At 63.4% G+C, this 16252-nt stretch carries 15 protein-coding genes; 11 read left to right on the forward strand and 4 right to left on the reverse strand.

Going from position 1 to position 16252, the window contains the following annotated elements; translation table 11 throughout:
• Positions 1-26 precede the first annotated feature (26 nt).
• Entirely contained in the window at positions 27-947 is a 921-nt protein-coding gene (locus M1D78_RS12780) for a GDP-mannose 4,6-dehydratase (RefSeq protein ID WP_437422919.1), read from the forward strand.
• A gap of 337 nt (positions 948-1284) precedes the next feature.
• The gene (locus M1D78_RS12785; protein ID WP_437422920.1) at positions 1285-2373 is read left to right on the forward strand and encodes a polysaccharide biosynthesis/export family protein; all 1089 of its coding nucleotides are present in this window, start codon (positions 1285-1287) and stop codon (positions 2371-2373) included.
• A gap of 107 nt (positions 2374-2480) precedes the next feature.
• Here the strand turns inward: M1D78_RS12785 and M1D78_RS12790 are convergent, their stop codons facing one another.
• Complete coding sequence (locus M1D78_RS12790; protein WP_437422921.1) at positions 2481-2675, reverse strand: hypothetical protein; 195 nt, start codon at positions 2673-2675, stop codon at positions 2481-2483.
• A 266-nt stretch (positions 2676-2941) separates the two neighbouring features.
• Here M1D78_RS12790 and M1D78_RS12795 point away from each other — a divergent pair, with 266 nt between their 5' ends.
• The 3 genes from M1D78_RS12795 to M1D78_RS12805 all read left to right on the forward strand — a co-directional run bounded on the left by M1D78_RS12795 (position 2942) and on the right by M1D78_RS12805 (position 6196).
• The gene (locus M1D78_RS12795) at positions 2942-3736 is read left to right on the forward strand and encodes a PP2C family protein-serine/threonine phosphatase (protein ID WP_437422922.1); all 795 of its coding nucleotides are present in this window, start codon (positions 2942-2944) and stop codon (positions 3734-3736) included.
• Complete coding sequence (locus M1D78_RS12800) at positions 3733-5286, forward strand: serine/threonine-protein kinase (RefSeq protein ID WP_437422923.1); 1554 nt, start codon at positions 3733-3735, stop codon at positions 5284-5286. Before M1D78_RS12795 ends, M1D78_RS12800 begins: the two co-directional genes overlap by 4 nt.
• Positions 5287-5347: 61 nt before the next feature.
• Positions 5348-6196: an FHA domain-containing protein gene (locus M1D78_RS12805; RefSeq protein WP_437422924.1), complete on the forward strand. Its 849-nt coding sequence runs from the start codon at positions 5348-5350 to the stop codon at positions 6194-6196.
• Between the two features lie 5 nt (positions 6197-6201).
• On the opposite strand, the gene M1D78_RS12810 is transcribed toward M1D78_RS12805, so the two are convergent.
• Positions 6202-7443, reverse strand: coding sequence for a sensor domain-containing phosphodiesterase (locus M1D78_RS12810; protein WP_437422925.1), 1242 nt, complete (start codon positions 7441-7443; stop codon positions 6202-6204).
• 178 nt (positions 7444-7621) lie between these two features.
• On the reverse strand, positions 7622-8644 hold the full coding sequence (locus M1D78_RS12815; protein WP_437422926.1) for a sensor domain-containing diguanylate cyclase: 1023 nt from the start codon (positions 8642-8644) through the stop codon (positions 7622-7624).
• 364 nt (positions 8645-9008) lie between these two features.
• Here M1D78_RS12815 and M1D78_RS12820 point away from each other — a divergent pair, with 364 nt between their 5' ends.
• From M1D78_RS12820 to M1D78_RS12835, 4 genes are all read left to right on the forward strand, one after another.
• Positions 9009-10052, forward strand: a complete 1044-nt coding sequence (locus M1D78_RS12820) for a TRAP transporter substrate-binding protein (protein WP_437422927.1) — start codon at positions 9009-9011, stop codon at positions 10050-10052.
• A gap of 51 nt (positions 10053-10103) precedes the next feature.
• Positions 10104-10631, forward strand: a complete 528-nt coding sequence (locus M1D78_RS12825; protein ID WP_437422928.1) for a TRAP transporter small permease — start codon at positions 10104-10106, stop codon at positions 10629-10631.
• Complete coding sequence (locus M1D78_RS12830) at positions 10628-11950, forward strand: TRAP transporter large permease (protein WP_457932860.1); 1323 nt, start codon at positions 10628-10630, stop codon at positions 11948-11950. Before M1D78_RS12825 ends, M1D78_RS12830 begins: the two co-directional genes overlap by 4 nt.
• 95 nt (positions 11951-12045) lie before the next feature.
• Positions 12046-13311, forward strand: coding sequence for an OprD family porin (locus M1D78_RS12835; RefSeq protein WP_437420396.1), 1266 nt, complete (start codon positions 12046-12048; stop codon positions 13309-13311).
• A gap of 80 nt (positions 13312-13391) precedes the next feature.
• Here M1D78_RS12835 and M1D78_RS12840 read toward each other — a convergent pair whose 3' ends face one another.
• A complete protein-coding gene (locus M1D78_RS12840; RefSeq protein WP_437420397.1) occupies positions 13392-15398 on the reverse strand; it encodes a TonB-dependent receptor family protein in 2007 nt (668 codons plus the stop codon).
• 298 nt (positions 15399-15696) lie between these two features.
• Between M1D78_RS12840 and M1D78_RS12845 the strand changes: the two genes are divergently transcribed.
• Positions 15697-15873 carry a hypothetical protein gene (locus M1D78_RS12845; protein WP_437420398.1) on the forward strand — a complete coding sequence of 59 codons (177 nt, stop codon included), beginning with the start codon at positions 15697-15699 and terminating at the stop codon, positions 15871-15873.
• Positions 15874-16032: 159 nt separating this feature from the next.
• A complete protein-coding gene (locus tag M1D78_RS12850; protein ID WP_437420399.1) occupies positions 16033-16224 on the forward strand; it encodes a hypothetical protein in 192 nt (63 codons plus the stop codon).
• The last annotated feature ends 28 nt before the right edge of the window (positions 16225-16252 follow it).

Here is a 16252-nt window from a genome sequence, read left to right on the forward strand (position 1 = left end):
GAAAACCTCATCCTGTTGAGAACATCATGCTGAAAGTGCTGATTACGGGCATCACCGGTTTTACCGGCCGTTACATGGCAGAAGAACTGGCGGCACGTGGCTATGAGGTGCATGGCCTAAGCTACCGGCAGCCCAAAGGCGAACTGCCAGCGGGCATCTCGGCGATCCATTGTTGCTCGCTGAACGACGGCGAAACGCTGCGTTCGCTGCTGGCCGACATCCGACCGTCCTACGTGGTCCATCTGGCCGCAGTGTCCTTCGTCGCCTTTTCCGATGCGGACGCGATCTACCAAGCGAACCTCCTGGGCACTCGCCATCTTCTCGAAGCGTTGCGTAGCACCGCGTCAGACCTACGTGCCGTGCTGCTCGCCAGCAGCGCCAATGTGTACGGCAACGCCACCGAGGGCGTGCTCGACGAGTCCACGGCCCTGGCGCCCGCCAACGACTATGCCGTCAGCAAGGTCGCCATGGAATACCTGGCCAAGCTGTACGCCGGCCGGCTGCCGCTGATCATCACGCGGCCTTTCAACTACACAGGCATCGGCCAGGCCGAGCAGTTTCTAATACCCAAGATCGTCGCGCACACGCGACGCAAGGCTGCGGTCATCGAGCTAGGTAACCTCGACATCGCGCGGGATTTCTGTGACGTCCGCCAGGTCGTGCAGGCCTACCGGCGGCTGCTCGAGACACCGGCAGCCATTGGTGAAACCGTCAATATCTGCTCAGGGTCGGCCTATACGCTGGAGTACGTCCTGCAGCATGCAGCAGCCATTTCCGGCCATCGGATGGAGGTTCAGGTCAACCCCGCGTTCGTGCGGAGCTCGGACGTCAAGAACCTCTTCGGCAGCAAGGCCAAGCTGACCACGCTCATTGGCGATCTCTCGCCGATCGAACTTCGCGACACCTTGCGCTGGATGATCGAAGCGCCGCCGCAAACCCTGCAGTAACAGACCGCTGTAAGGCTCCTGCCTCCGCCCCCTGCTCACTTGCCTTTCTTTATCTGCCCATGCGCTCGGAACGAGTGCAGGAAGAAGCGCCCGTGCCAGAGCAGCTGCGCATGAGTCCATCGAAACCTGTGAAGCATTCGTGATCATCGTCGTGAACCGGAAAGGAACGAAGCGGTCTATGGCTACTGTGAGCGAAACAGGCCCTTCGGTACGTTTCGCGCCCGCAAGCGAAGAGGTAGTCACGGCCCACGGCCAACGCTGCCCTTCCTTTGGTCCAAAGTGATTCCAGCCGTTTCACTTCGTGAAAAACAACTATTCCGTCAAGGATGAAGCCCCCATGAAACCATTATTTGCTCTCGCGTTCTCCTCGGTGCTGGTGTTGCAGGGATGCGTTTTCGCACCCGGCCAGCATCTCGATCCGGACGTCTTCAAGGATGGCTCGGAAATGGAAGATGGCACCGTTCAACTGCGGCGCATCACGCCAGACATGCTCAAAGGCGAACTGTCTTCGGACATGGGTACGTCGAGCAAGCAGGAGTTGCTGGATTACAAGCCCGAGGCTTACCGCATCGGCGCGAACGACCTGCTCTATATCACCGTCTGGGATCACCCCGAGCTAACGGCACCGTCCGGCCCGCAGCAGCAAATCGACGCGAACGGTCGACTGGTCCGCCCTGATGGCACCCTGTTCTACCCCTACATCGGCAATGTCCAGGCCGCCGGTCGCACCATCGAAGAACTGCGTACGGAGATCGCCCGCCGTCTCGCCAATTACGTCGACAGCCCACAAGTCGATGTCAGCCTGCTGCGCTTTGGCAGCCAGCGCGTCGTACTCTCAGGAGCGTTCACTACCGCCGGCGAAGTACCGGTCACCACCGCCCCGATGACCATCGTCCAGGCGATTGGCCAAGCTGGCGTGGATACCGACACCGCTGACCTTTCCGGCCTGATGCTCAAGCGCGATGGCCGCGAGTACATGATCAACCTCGACGACCTGAACCGCCCGGATTCCTGGCTGCACCAGGTCTACCTGAAGGACGGGGACCAGCTGCACCTGCCCTACAACGATCAGAAGAAGATCTACGTACTGGGTGAAGTCACCCAGCCGCAGGCACTGAGCTTCAAGACAACCAGCTACAACCTGATGGACGCCATCGGCACGGCGGGCGGAATTCGCCAGGAAACGGCCGACGCCGAAGCCGTCTACGTCATTCGCGGTGCGGAGAACATTGCTACCGAGAAGGCCACGGTCTTCCAGCTCAATGCCAAGTCCCCGACTGCCTTCGCGCTGGCCAAGAGCTTCCCGCTCCAGCCGCAAGACGTGGTGTTCGTAGGGCCTGCCGGAATCACCCGCTGGAACCGTTTCATCAGCCAGCTGCTGCCGTCCGCCTCCGTGGTTGGGGTTGGCGCAGCCTTCAACCGCTGATGACCATGCCGGCCTGAGTACCAGGCCGGTCGCAAAACCGCAGCATGCCTAGCGCAGCTGCGGTTTTTTCGTTTCTGGGCTGGGTCGAGGCAGCACGATGCGGCCGTTCACTCCGTTGGAATATCGGGCTCGCTCTTGAACAGACCGAGGTTTTCGTCGGTGAGGCCGGCATCGTCCGGATCGGACATAGGCGTATCGTCGATGCGCGCCCCGTCTGGGTCGCCCGGAAGCGATGCCCCCGCGTCAGGATCGTTGGCCGCTTGCAACGCCAGTGATGCGATGGATGTCAGTTCGTCACGCATGATTCACCTCTCGACCAGGCCCCGATGGCCCTTCCACTTAGGACCGCGCACACGCACTCAAGGCGTTGACCATCGGTCCGCAAGCGGCTGGTCAGCACTTTTGCGGACCAAGGACCCAGCTGCAACGCAGCGATTACGAAGCGCAAAGCCGACTGGTTAACACTTTCCCAGCCTGGCAAGCCGACGGACGGTGACAGTCGCCTACAGCCAACGCATCATGCCCAGGATCGCCCGTGGCCCGTCACCCCAGGATCCTGATCCCCCGCATGGCTCGTAACGCCCCCTCACATTCGCTAGATTTTGCCGGCCTGACCTCGCCCGGACAAAAGCGCGATCACAACGAGGATGCGCTGCTCTGCTGCCCACCATTGGGCCTCTGGGCAGTGGCCGATGGCATGGGCGGCCACCAGTTCGGCGAAGTAGCCAGCGCCCTCGCGCTGCAGACGCTAGAGCGCGCTATCGCGGACGGCGCTGAGTTGCAAGCAGCGGTGCACGCCGCGCATCACGCGGTACGCACTGCCGCACCCCGGCCAGGCATGGGCACCACAATCGTCACCACCTTGTTCAACGGCGCTGATTTCCAGCTTGCCTGGGTTGGCGACAGCCGCGCCTATCGGATCAACGCTGAGGGCATCGTTGCACTCAGCCGGGATCACAGCTGGGTTCAGGCAATGATCGATGCGGGTGAATTGAGTCCTGACGACGCGGCTCGCCACAGTCGGCGAAACGTGATTCTGCAATGTCTGGGGCGTGACGAGACGCCGGAAGTCGGCCTGCTCTCTGCCACGCTGCACCCCGGTGAGCTGCTGCTCTTGTGCAGTGACGGACTGACCGGCGAGCTGACGGACGCCGATATTCACCAGCAGTGCACCGAGGCCGATACGCTCGAACAGCTGGTCGACCGGCTTATCGCTGTGGCCAACGCCCGGGGTGGGCGGGACAACATCACCTGCATCGTACTCGGCCGTACCCTGGCGGACCCGTCCGCTCTAACGCTTGGGCAGCGAGTGCTGCACCTGCTGTCCAAAACCCTCAAGTCTTTGGTAGGCCGCGCGTCATGACCGATCGGATGTTGGAAGTACCCGGCTATCGCCTGCACAAGCGCCTGGGCAAAGGTGGGATGGCCGAGGTCTATCTCGCGACCCAGCTGTCGCTCGACCGTGAGGTCGCGCTGAAAATTTTGCTGGCGACCAATGACGAGGCCTTTGTCGAACGCTTCATTCAAGAGGGCCATATCGTCGCCTCGCTGCGCCACCCCTCGATCATCACCATCCATGACATCGGCCAGATTGCCGACGGCCGTCATTACCTGGCCATGGAATACATCGGCGGCGGCGACCTGGCCCAGCATCGCGGCACCGTCCTGTCACCCTCACGTGCGCTGGATATCGTCCGCCAGCTTGCCGGAGGGCTGGCGGTGGTTCACGACAACGGCCTGGTGCACCGCGACGTCAAGCCTGCAAACGTGCTGTTTCGCGATGACGGTAGCGTCGTGTTGACCGACTTCGGCGTCGCCAAGGCAGTGGAGCTGGACAACGAACTGACGCACTTCGGCATCGCCGTAGGCAGCCCCGCCTACAGCAGCCCTGAGCAGGCGCAGTGCCAGACGCTGGACGCACGAAGCGACATCTACAGCCTTGGCGTCATCCTTGCCGAGATGCTGCTCGGCACCAACGTCTTTCGCGCGGCCAGTTATCCACAAACGGTGCTCAATCACCTGCAGCTTCCGCCGCCTGACCTGCCGCCCGCCCTGGCGGATTACCAGACGCTGATCAATCGCATGTTGGCCAAACGTCCGGAAGGCCGCTTCGCCAATTGCCGCGAATTGCTCGATGCCATCGACACGCTCACCGAGCCGGACATGGACATGACCCGCATCGCCCCGGCGCTCGATCTGGGCGTGGAGGCCCGGCCAGCCCCACGCCAGCGCAAATGGCGCTGGGTGATCGCGACAGCCTTGGTGTTGCTCATCGCCGCGCTGGGCATCGGCGGGCATCAGTGGTATCGACATCAACAGATCGAGCAGTGGCTCGCACGGGCCGAAACACGCCTAGCCGAAGGCAGCCTGACAAGCCCGGCCGATGACAATGCCGACCACTATTTCCGACAGGCCCTGCGCCTGGATGACGATAACGCCCAGGCGCTGGACGGACTGCGCCGGGTACTCGAGGCCCGCATCGATGGGTTCCTCGCACTCGCCGCGCAACGACTTGCCGACGACCAGCTGCTGCAGCCCAGCGAGGATAGCGCCGTCCACTATTACCGCCAGGTGCTGGGCTGGGTGCCGGATCACCCTGACGCGTTGGCGGGCATCCAGCAGGTATTGCAACGCTACGCGGCGCTGAGCGAGGCCGCATTCGATCGACGCGAATACGCGCTGGCGCTCGAATATGTCCAGCAAGGGCTCGAGGTCGCCCCGGAAGATGCGACGCTGCTGGCGATGCGTGACGACCATCCACGGCGCGTCGCCAGCGCTCGCGCCGCCCGTGCCGCCCGCTCGCCCAGCCGTTCGCAGGCTACCGTCGCGCCCCGCACAGCCCCCTCGACAAACTCCAACACCCAGGCCACCGCCAACCCGGTCAAGCGGCTCTGGAATCGATTGTTTAAATAATGACCGGCGAGCCTTGCCGACAGGCGAGGCATGGTCCTTCAGTGCATAGGTAAAGCCCCAGATGCTCAGGATTCACTTCGTTGACAACCGCCAAGCGCCCGTCTGGCTAGCGGATGAGCGGTTCACCCTCGGCACGGATGCCAGTAACGACCTGGTACTCAAGGATGCAGACGTAGGCCCGTTTCACGCCGAACTGCACCAGGCGAATCGCTTCTACTACCTCAGCGACCTGGGCACTCCAGGCGGCACCTTCGTCAACGAGGAACGCATCGGCGAGCGCTACCAGATCCGCTCCGGCGACCGCGTACGCCTGGGTTCGGTGGAATTGCAGATCATCGACCCCGCCAAGGCCGGCGCCCGGGCCGGCCAGGCGCCGCGCTGGCTGCTGCAGGTGCTGCAAGGCGAGAACCAGAGGCACAAGTACCACATCACTGGCTCGATGACCTTCGGCCGGTCCGTCAAGTGCGAACTGTGCTTCAGCGACCCCGAACTGTCGCGCCGGCATGCGGAATTTTTTCTCAAGGGCGATGTGCTGGAGGTCAAGGACCTGGCCTCGGCCAACGGACTCAAGGTCAACCACGAGCGCGTCACTACGGCAGTCCTGCAACCGGGCGATCAGGTCCAGCTCGGCAGTACCACGCTGCTGGTGATCGGCCCGAAGGTTGCGGTCGCCGAGCAGGTCGACGAAGACGCTACCGTCTTCATGCGTGCCTCGGAGCTGCCTCCCGTCGCGACGCCCGCACCGGCTCAGAAAACGCCTGCGCCACGTCCATCGAGCCCTAACCCGCTCAAGCCAGCCGCAGCTGCTGCGCCCGTGCGCCCCCAGGCGAGCGAGCCCCGGCGCTATCGAATGTTACTGGTGTTGCTGGGCGTCGCCGTAGCCGTCGCGATCGCCGGGCATTTTCTGTAAATGATTTAGCGCTGCCCGGCCAGCCGTTGCGGGTGCCCGAGGAGGTAGCCCTGCGCCTTGATTACATTGAGCTGGCGAAGCACTGCCAGCTCGTTTTCGGTCTCCACGCCTTCGGCGATGATCTTGCACCCCGTCTCTTCGGCAAACCGGATCAGGGCGGCCGCCAGGGCCCGCGAGTGCGTGTCGGTATCTACGTTGGTGATCAGGCTGCGGTCCAGCTTGATCACGTCCGGTCGGAGTTTAAGGATGTGGCGGAAACTGGCGTAGCCGGCGCCCGCATCGTCCACGGCCAGGCGCAGGCCCCGGCGTCGTAAGGGTTCGAGCGTCGATGCGATCACCGCATAGTCGTCGATGGAGCTGTGCTCGGTGACCTCAAGCATCAGCCGCTCCAACGGATGGTTCGACAGCAGGCGGACCACGCTGCCGTCCAGGATCGCCGAAGGGCAAGCATTCAGTGACAGGTAGACGTTGTCGTCTACCAGGTCCAATCCCCGCAGCGCCTCTTCCAGCAAGGCGATCTCCAATTGCGAACGCAAACCTACCTGGCCGGCCTCGTCGAACCACTTGTCCGGTGAGCGGTAAGGTTCAGGATGGAAGCGCGCCAACGCCTCGTAGCCTACGACGCGCTGGTCGAGCAAATGCATGATCGGCTGATACAGCGTGTGATAGCTGCGTTCCGCCAATACCTGCGAAATGCGCGTCAACCGTTCCTCGAACACCTTCTCGCTGGCAGCGTGACGCTCTAGCAGCCGACCGGCGAATTGGGCGAAGAGATGCAGCGTGCTGACGTCATAGTCGCGCAGGGTATCGTCCGGCTCGGTGCTAAAGCAGCAGAAGGTCCCGTAGAGCGTCCCGTCGCTGAAGCGGATCGGCACGCTGAGGTGCGCCCCCACCGGCAGCTCGCGTGTGATAGGGAGCGACAGCGCCTCGCGCAGTTCGGTCGCGTCGCGAATCAGCGACGGCAACCGACCATCGACCACCCGCTGGCAATAGCTGTCCTCGAGCGGGCCGGCATCGCCCGGCTTGAGCGGCAGCGCACGAATCTGCCCCTCGATATAACGGAACACGCGTTGACCATCGCGAAACTGGCTGATGAACGCGACCTCCATGCGCAGGTGTGATTTCACCGAGCGCAACGCTTCAGACAACATTTCGCCTACGGATAGCTGGCTGGCATCGAGCCGAGCCAGGGCGGATACCGGATCACTGCCCAGGCTGGATAACAGGTTGGTGCGGGAGTCAGGCATTGGCACCTCCAGGCAAATCTCGCGCGCAATTCATCGCGCGGTTGCGAAGCGGTAGGAAGGTCCCCGTAGCCGGTTCAGAATAGACAGCCATGTTCTCGCCGTTGCACCGGCTGCACCGCGCTTTCGTGTCGCCATCGGAACCCATACAGGGGTCGACATCCGGATACATGGTCACCTCCTAACCAAGCTCGATGCTGTTGCGGCCGTTGGCCTTGGCCCGATACAGCGCACTGTCGGCCCGGTAGATCGCCTGATCCAACGACTCCTCGGCCTGCTTGAGCGTGGCGCCAAAGCTGATGGTCATGCTCAGGCTGATGTCATTGCACAGCAGCGGCGTGTCGACGATCGACTCCCTCGCCCGCTGGGCCAGCGCCGCCAGTTCTTCAGGCTGGTTGACCATCGCCAGTATCAGGAACTCCTCGCCTCCCAGGCGCACGAGAATGTCGTCGGCTCTCAGCGTGGCCTTGAGGCGGCGCGCCGCCTGCACGAGGGCCTGGTCACCTATCGCGTGGCCGTAGCGGTCATTGATCGGCTTGAAATGGTCGAGGTCACCGTACAGCACGGCGACCTTCATCTCGTTCACCCGCGCTGCTTTTTCAAGCACCTGACCGAAGTAGTCCAACCCCTGTCGGTTCCAGGTCTGGGTCAGCGGGTCGGTCATGCCGCGGTGGCGTTCCGCATCGAGCGTTTGGTAGAGGGTACGGATATGCGTGCTTTGCACGCGGTGCAGCACATGCCATTCGGCCAGCGAGGCCAAGTCGACAAGCATGCCGCGCTCGGTATCGGTCAATTGCCGCGGTTCGGGATGCAGCAGGCACAAGGTCCCAATTGGAAAACCGTTCACGCGGATCGGATGCCCGGCATACAAGCGTATGTAGGGGGGCGCGGTGACCAGGGGATTGGACAGGAAGCGAGGATCATCGAGCGTATCGGGCACCACCAATGAATGGCGCTGCAAGATGGTATGGCTGCAGAACGCGATGTCACGGGAGGTCTCGCTCAACGGCATGCCGGTCCGGGCCTTGAACCACTGCCGGTCCCGATCGATCAGGCTGATTAGCACCGTTTCCACGCCAAACGCCTTTCGGGCCACCCCGACCAGAGTGTCGAGGTACTCATCTGCTGCGGTGTCGAGCAAGTTCAGGCAATCGAGCGTGAACTGGCGCAGGGCTTCTTCGGGATGCGGCGGCGCAGTGATCATGGCGAAACTTCGTCAGGGAAACGATGCGGTCATGCCGAGCGAACGGCAAGCCGGCCTACGACAAATCTAGTTCAGGATTTCGCATCCTGCCCCTTTTCACCGTGCTAGAGCGGCCGTGGTCCTAGCAGCCATCAAAATGCGCTACATCGTCGGCGTGGTAGCCTGACATTGCCGGCCAACAAGTCGTGCGGTAATCGAACAGTTACGTCCGTTTATCGCCCAGGCGCGGTTGCGAGCGCTTCGCCGGATTGGTTTGATTGCCTTGGCTGACCGGCACGCCGATGCCGATCGACTTGATGCCGCGCCGGAAGCCGCCAGGCTTCGCGGCCCGACCACGACAAATACAACAACAAAGGATACGACCATGGCTAGTTTGCCCAAGGCCCTGCTGGCACTGGTTTCAGCCAGTTGCCTGAGCCTGTCCGCGTTCGCCCAGGAGGCGACCGTGACGCTCAAGGTTCATCATTTCCTCCCTGCGCACTCGTTGACCCAAGCCGACCTGCTCAAGCCATGGGCGGACGAAATCACCGAGGCCTCGGATGGGCGCATTCAGTTCCAGTTCTACCCCTCGATGCAGCTCGGCGGCACTCCGCCGCAACTGGCCGATCAGGTGCGTGACGGCGTTGCCGATATCGTCTGGACCCTGCCAGGCTACAACAGCGGTCGTTTCCCATTGATCTCTGTCTTCGAGCAGCCTTTCATGAGCCGTTCGGCCGAAGCCAGTAGCCAGGCGATGTGGGAGTTCGTCGAGAAACACGGGCAGAAGGAATTCGAGGGCATGCGCCTGCTCGCGACCCACACGACGGACGGCGCCTTGATCCATACCACCAAGAAGCCCATCACCAAGATGAGCGACTTCCGTGGCATGAAGATCCGCGCTGCCAACCGCACCTCGACCAAGCTCATATCGCTGCTCGGCGGCACGCCTGTCGCCATGCCCGTACCGCAGACGCCCGAAGCCCTGTCCAAAGGTGTCGTCAATGGCGCCATCCTGCCGTGGGATGTGGTGCCCGCACTCAAGCTGCACGAACTGGTTTCCCATCACACCGAAATGGCCGAAGGCCAGCCGGCGCTGATGTACACCGTGATGATCCTGGCGATGAACCCGGCGAGTTATGACAAGCTGCCCGATGACCTGAAAAAGATCATTGACGAGCACAGCGGCCTGACCCTGTCGCGTCGGGCCGGCCAGCTGTTTGATGACAAGGCCGTCGAGGGTGGGCACCGCCTGGCCGAGCAGCGAGGCAACACGATCCATCGCTTGTCTGCCGACGAGCAGCAAAAGTGGATGAAGGTTGCCGAGCGCCTGGATCAGGACTGGATCGAGGAAGTCGAGAGCAAGGGTTACGACAACGGCGCCGCCCTGCTCCAGGACGCCCGAGACCTGGTCAAGAAGTACAGCCAGTAATCTATCGAGGCCGCGCCGGGTTCTCCGGCGCGAAGCCCTGCGGAGATCCCCATGAGTGAACCCGTACTCCAGGCGCCTGCCGTGCCTGAAGGTGCGTTCGGCCGCGTGCTCGACCTGTTGTCGCGCCTGCTGGCCTTCGTCGGTGGCCTGTTGCTGGTCGCCATGACGCTGATGGCCACCTACAGCATCGCCATGCGCGCCCTGTTCGACGAGCCGCTGCTCGGCGACGTCGAGCTGGTGCAGATGGGCTGCGGCATCGCCATCGTCTTCTTCCTGCCGCTGTGCCAGTTGCGCCGGGGCAACGTCATTGTCGATGTCTTCACCCTGCATGCGCCCGAGGGCGTGCGCCGGGGTCTGGATGCGCTCGGCGGGGTGCTGATGGCACTGGCCGCCGCGCTCTTGGCCTGGCGCTCGGTGATCGGCACGCTCGATGCCTACGGCACCGGTGAGGAGTCGATCATCATGGGCTTGCCGATCTGGTGGTCGATGACCGCCTTTGCACCAGGCTTTGCGTTGTTGGCGGTGGTGGCGTTGTACACCGCCTGGAAGGATTTTCGTGGTGAGGGCAAGCCCGCATGAGCAGTGTTGAAATCGGCGGGCTGTTTCTCGCCATCCTTCTGGTTCTTCTGGTGGTGCGCATCCCGATCGCCATCGCCATGCTGCTGACGGGTGTCGGTGGCTACGTCGCGATCAGCGGCTGGGCGCCGCTATTGAGCTACCTGAAAACGGTTGCCTACGCGCGCTTCACGGTTTACGACCTGTCGGTGATTCCGCTGTTTCTGCTGATGGGCCAGTTCGCCTCGCGCGGCGGCCTTGCCAGCGGCCTGTTCCGCGCGGCGGCGGCGATGATAGGTCACTGGCGCGGCGGCCTCGCCATGTCGGCGGTCGGCTCCTGCGCGGCGTTCGGCGCGGTCTGCGGCTCGTCGATCGCCACCGCGGCGACCATGGGCCAAGTCGCCCTGCCGGAGCTGAAGAAGTACAACTACTCCGGCTCGCTGGCCGTCGGCTGCCTGGCCGCCGGCGGCACCCTGGGCATCCTCATCCCGCCGTCGGTGGTATTGGTGATCTACGCCATCCTCGCGCAGGAGAACATCTCGGCGCTGTTCATGGCCGCGTTCATTCCGGGGGTTCTCGCCGCCATCGGCTACATGATCGCCATTGCCGTCTACGTGCGGATGAACCCCGACGCCGGCCCCGCTCAACCCCGGATGACCTGGCGCCAGCGCCTGGCTGCGCAGCGCGGCGTGTGGCCGGTGTTCCTGATCTTCGTGCTGGTGCTCGGTGGCATCTACAGCGGCTGGTTCACCCCCACCGAGGCGGCGGCGATCGGCACCGTGGGCACCGGTTTCTTTGCCGTGGTGCTCGGCGGCATGCGCTGGGGCCAGTTCAAGGAGGTGCTCTACGGTACGGCGGTGACCACCGCGATGATCTTCATGATCCTGCTCGGCGCCGACATCATGAACGCTTTCCTCGCCCTCTCGCAGTTGCCGGTGGCGCTGGCCGAGGCCATTACCAACAGCGGCGTCGGGCCCTTCGTGGTGCTTGCCGGGATCCTGATCCTGTACCTGATCCTCGGCTGCGTGATGGACACCATGTCGATGATCCTGCTGACCATCCCGATCTTCTTCCCGCTGATCATGGGCCTGGATTTCTACGGCCTGGATCAGACCGAGAAGGCCATCTGGTTTGGCATCCTCGCCTTGATGGTGGTGGAGATCGGCATGATCACTCCGCCGGTGGGCATGAACGTCTACGTGATCAGCAGCATGGCCCGCGACGTGAGCCTGCGCGACGCCTTCCGCGGCGTGGTGCCCTTCCTGATCTCCGACGTGGTGCGCGTGGTGATCCTGGTGCTCTTCCCGTCCATCACGCTGTGCCTGGTGCGCTGGCTGAATTGATTACCGCACCCGCGGCTGCAACACGCCCGGCCTCGGCACCGTACCGCCGGCCGGGCACCTTCGACACCTTCACCAACAAAAAAGGAACAACAACAATGAAGCGTCCAACCCTCCAGCAACTGACCGCCCCGAGCCTGCTCGCCCTTGCCGTTGCCGCCGGCAGCGCGCCGCTGGCCCACGCCGAAGGCTTCGTCGACGGCACCAAGGCAAGCGTCACCGCGCGCAACTTCTACATCGGCCGTGAGTTCCGCGACGACGCGATCGACGACCGCTCCAAGGCCGAAGAGTGGACCCAGAGCTTCATCCTCAACGTCCAGTCCGGTTACACCCCGGGCCCGGTCGGCTTCGGTGTCGACGTGCTGGCGGGGCTTTCCGTCAAGCTCGACGGCGGCCGCGGCACCCGTGGTACCGGACTATTGCCAGTTCACGACGGCAACCGCCCGGCCGATGACTACGGCCGCTTCGGGGTCGCTGCCAAGGCCAAGTTCTCCAACACCGAGCTGAAGGTTGGCGAGATGATGCCGGTGCTGCCAATCCTGCGCTCGGACGACGGCCGCTCGCTGCCGCAGACGTTCCAGGGCGGCATGGTCACCTCCAAGGAGCTCGACGGCCTAACCCTCTACGGTGGCCAGTTCCGCCAGAACAGCCCGCGTGACGACGCCAGCATGGAAGACATGTCCCTGAACGGCGTTTCCAGCGCGACCTCCGACCGCTTCAACTTCCTTGGTGGCGAATACGCCTTCAACGACAAGCGCACCACCGTCGGCCTCTGGACTGCCGAACTAAAGGATGTCTACGAGCAGCAGTACGTGCAGCTACTGCACACCCAGCCGCTGGGCGACAACCTGGCCCTGACCGCCAACCTCGGCTACTTCCAGGGCGAGGACGACGGCAGCGCCCGCGCTGGCGAGCTGGACAACAAGACCTACTCCGGCCTGTTCGGCCTCAAGGCCGGCGGCAACACCTTTTACGTCGGCTTGCAGAAAGTCAGCGGCGATACTGGCTGGATGCGCGTCAACGGCACCAGCGGCGGCTCGCTGGCCAACGACAGTTTCAACAACAGCTACGACAACGCTGACGAGCGCTCCTGGCAGCTGCGCCACGACTACAACTTCGCCGCCGTCGGCATCCCCGGCCTGACCCTGATGAACCGCTACATCAGCGGTGACAACATCCGCACTGCAACCACAGACGATGGCGAAGAGTGGGGCCGCGAGACCGAACTGGCGTACACCATCCAGAACGGCCCGGCGAAGAACCTGAATATCAAGTGGCGTAACTCTAGCTTCCGCTCCGAGGTCAATACCCGCGACCTGGACGAAAACCGCCTGATCTTCAACTACCCGTTGTCGATCCTGTAAAACCGCGTCACTGCTGCTCCCTTCATACGCGCCCTCTCCTGCGCGTGATGCTCTTTTGGCCCGTCGATGACGGGCCTTTTTTATTCGAACGTCAACTTGAGGCCGGCGTAGAGCGTCCGGCCCGGGGCGGGTTCGTAGTAGCGACCGAAGTTGTCGTTGATGCGCAGGTTGTCGTAGTAATCGCGGTCGAAAAGATTGTCGATGCCGACGTACGGCTCCCAACGCTGGCCAGCGGCGTTCAGCCGCCAGCCGACTCGCGCATTGGCAACGGCATACCCAGCAACGCTGTTGTCATTGGCGTTGTCGGCATATTGCTGGTCGTGCGCGCTCAGGTTCAGCCGCGCGAACCAGGCCTCGCGGTCATATCCCACTTCAGCGAACAGGCTCTGGCGAGGGATGCCAGGGATACGGTTGCCACCAAAATTCTCGAACTGATCGAAGCGATAGTCGTTGTAGCTCCACGCGCCGGTCAGTTGCCAATACCGACCGAACAGCCATTGCGCGCTCAGCTCCACGCCATCGCGGCTGCTACGGCCGGCATTGGTATAGAAGGTGCGCCCGTCCACGACCGGCACCAGCTCATCCTCGATGCGCATGCTGTAAAGCACCGCCTCGTAGCGCAGCCCCGGCCATTCGCCCTTGAGGCCGATCTCCCGATTGGTCGCCTGTGCCGGTCCGAGGGATGGATTGAATCCGCCACCGGCCGGGTTGGCCAGCTCGTTGATGGTCGGTGTCTCGAACGAGGTGGCGTAACGCCCGTAAAGTACATGGTGCTCATCCAGTTGCCGGCTCAGGCCGAGGCTGTAGTTCCAATCATCCAAGGTGCGCCCGCCGGACTCGTCGGCATCGCCGTCACCGACGAAGCGGTCCTTGACCTCCAGGCGCACGCTGTCATAACGCAGCCCGGTGGTCAGCAGCCAGCCATAGCCGAACGACAGCTGGTTCTCGGCGAATACACCGCGGCTGTCTGCCGCTTCACGCTGGCGTTGCGTCAGGGCACCAGTGATGCCGCCTGGGAGGTTGTCATGCCGGCTGCGCTCGTCGCGCTGGCTTTCCAGGTCAAGGCCGACCGTCAGCGCATTCGGCAAGCCCGCCCATTCGCGGCGGAAGGTGTGCTGGGCGCCAATGCCCGCGAACCAGCGGTCATAGCTGGTCTGCCCGTTGGCTTGCAGCGGCAAGCTGTTGCCAAACTCGCGACGCCCGTAATAGCTGCGCAGCTGATAGGTGTCGTCCCCTGCGGCCTGGCCATCCCAGACGAGCGACAGGCGTTGCTGGCGAATCCACTCGTCCGAGTCGTATTGCAAGCTCTGCGGCCGCGCCTGGGAGCGGTCGTCACGAACCTGGGCCAGGGTCAACGCGCCCGGGTCTTCGGCGCGGTTATCGAGCGCGTGAAGGGTTGCGGACAACGTTCCGTGCTCACCGAGCCAGCGAACCTTGCCGGTCAGGTTGTTGGTTTCCGCCACGCCTTGTGGACGATAGCCCTCGAGCCGCGTACTGCTTACGGCCAGCAGCCCACCCAGCGCGCCAGCCGTGCCGCTGGTCTCGGCCCGAGCCCGCCGATAACCCAACTCGCCACCGGTGAGTTCCAATTGGGTGCGCGGCGTCGCGCTCGGCTGGCGGGTTTCAATGGACAGCACACCGCCCGCGGCGTTGCCGTGAATGGTCGACGCCGGTCCGCGGATGACTTCCACGCGCTCGATCAGCGAGGCGTCCAAACCGTCCATTTCGGTTTGCCCGTCGGGCATGGTCAGCGGCACGCCGTCCACCAGCACGCGCACCCCCCGCACACCGAAGCTCGAACGCGCGCCGAAGCCGCGGATCGACAGCCGCATGCCCTGCGCCAGGTTGTAGCGGCTCTGGGAAACGGTGCCGGGGATCGGCGCGAGGAAACTGTCCAGGCTCAGCAGTTGTTCGCCGGGCTGGTCCTCGACCGCCCTGGCGCTGACGGCCATAGGCAGCGTAAGCCAGTCGCTCTCGCTGCGCGGCGAGGTCACCAGCAGCGGATCGAGCACCAGCGCATCGCTGGTTTGCGCGGCAGCGGAGCCGGAGGCGATGGCAATCGCTCCGATGAGTGTCCTCTTGAGCATCGACGTTTCCTTAATCTGCAGGCGATAGACGCCCGTTCTTGTTGTTGCCGCGGCACGATGAGATCGCCCGGGTACTGCACCCTACCGCCCAGCCAGCGCCCGCGCCAGGCCTCGAACGTCGCAGCGGCACGGGGCCATCGTCGGGCTATAGGTCTCGCCCTAGAGCATTCGCGGCAATGGCGACCGCTCTCGCCGTCGAGGACATAAACGGTAACTGGCTGCGGCAATGCTGCAATTGACAGGACACCGGCAGAAACCTAGCGTTCGCTGACGTTTTGAATGCTGAACGGAGGCAATCATGAATATCCAGGTTCGACCGCTTTCACCCCGCGAAGGAAGCGTATGGGAGGTATGCATGGGTCAGCGGAAGGTGACGTTCCGCAGCGAATCCGAAGCCCGCGCCTTCGTCCAGACGCTTGAGGCCCGGCTGGCGGCGCCGCATGTACTTCCGGAAGCCGAGCGGCGCCAAGCCTGACACCCCACCCGATTGACTGCGCCGTGCCTGCTCAAGGACACGGCGCTCGTCGTTGCATCGCGGCAATGCCGAGCGTTTCCGCCATTGCACCAACGGCCAATGGAAACCGCTGCAAGTTAAGGGTTGGATAGCCATCCCTTTTCCACGTGAGTTTCCCTCATGAATCTCTACCAGATCGCGCTCTGCGCCCTGCTCAGCCTGGGCATGATCGGCACCGGCGCCCTGCTCGATTACCGCAACCTCGAACGCGACCGCGCCGCACGCACTACCGATTATTCGAACGCAGCAACGCTGCTCACTGGCCGTATCCGGCCGCGTGCGGACGACAAGAACGAGACGCCGTCCGCCTAGGTTCGCGGCGCACGCCGGGCGGCAAGCT

The organism is Pseudomonas sp. SA195, from assembly GCF_054131565.1.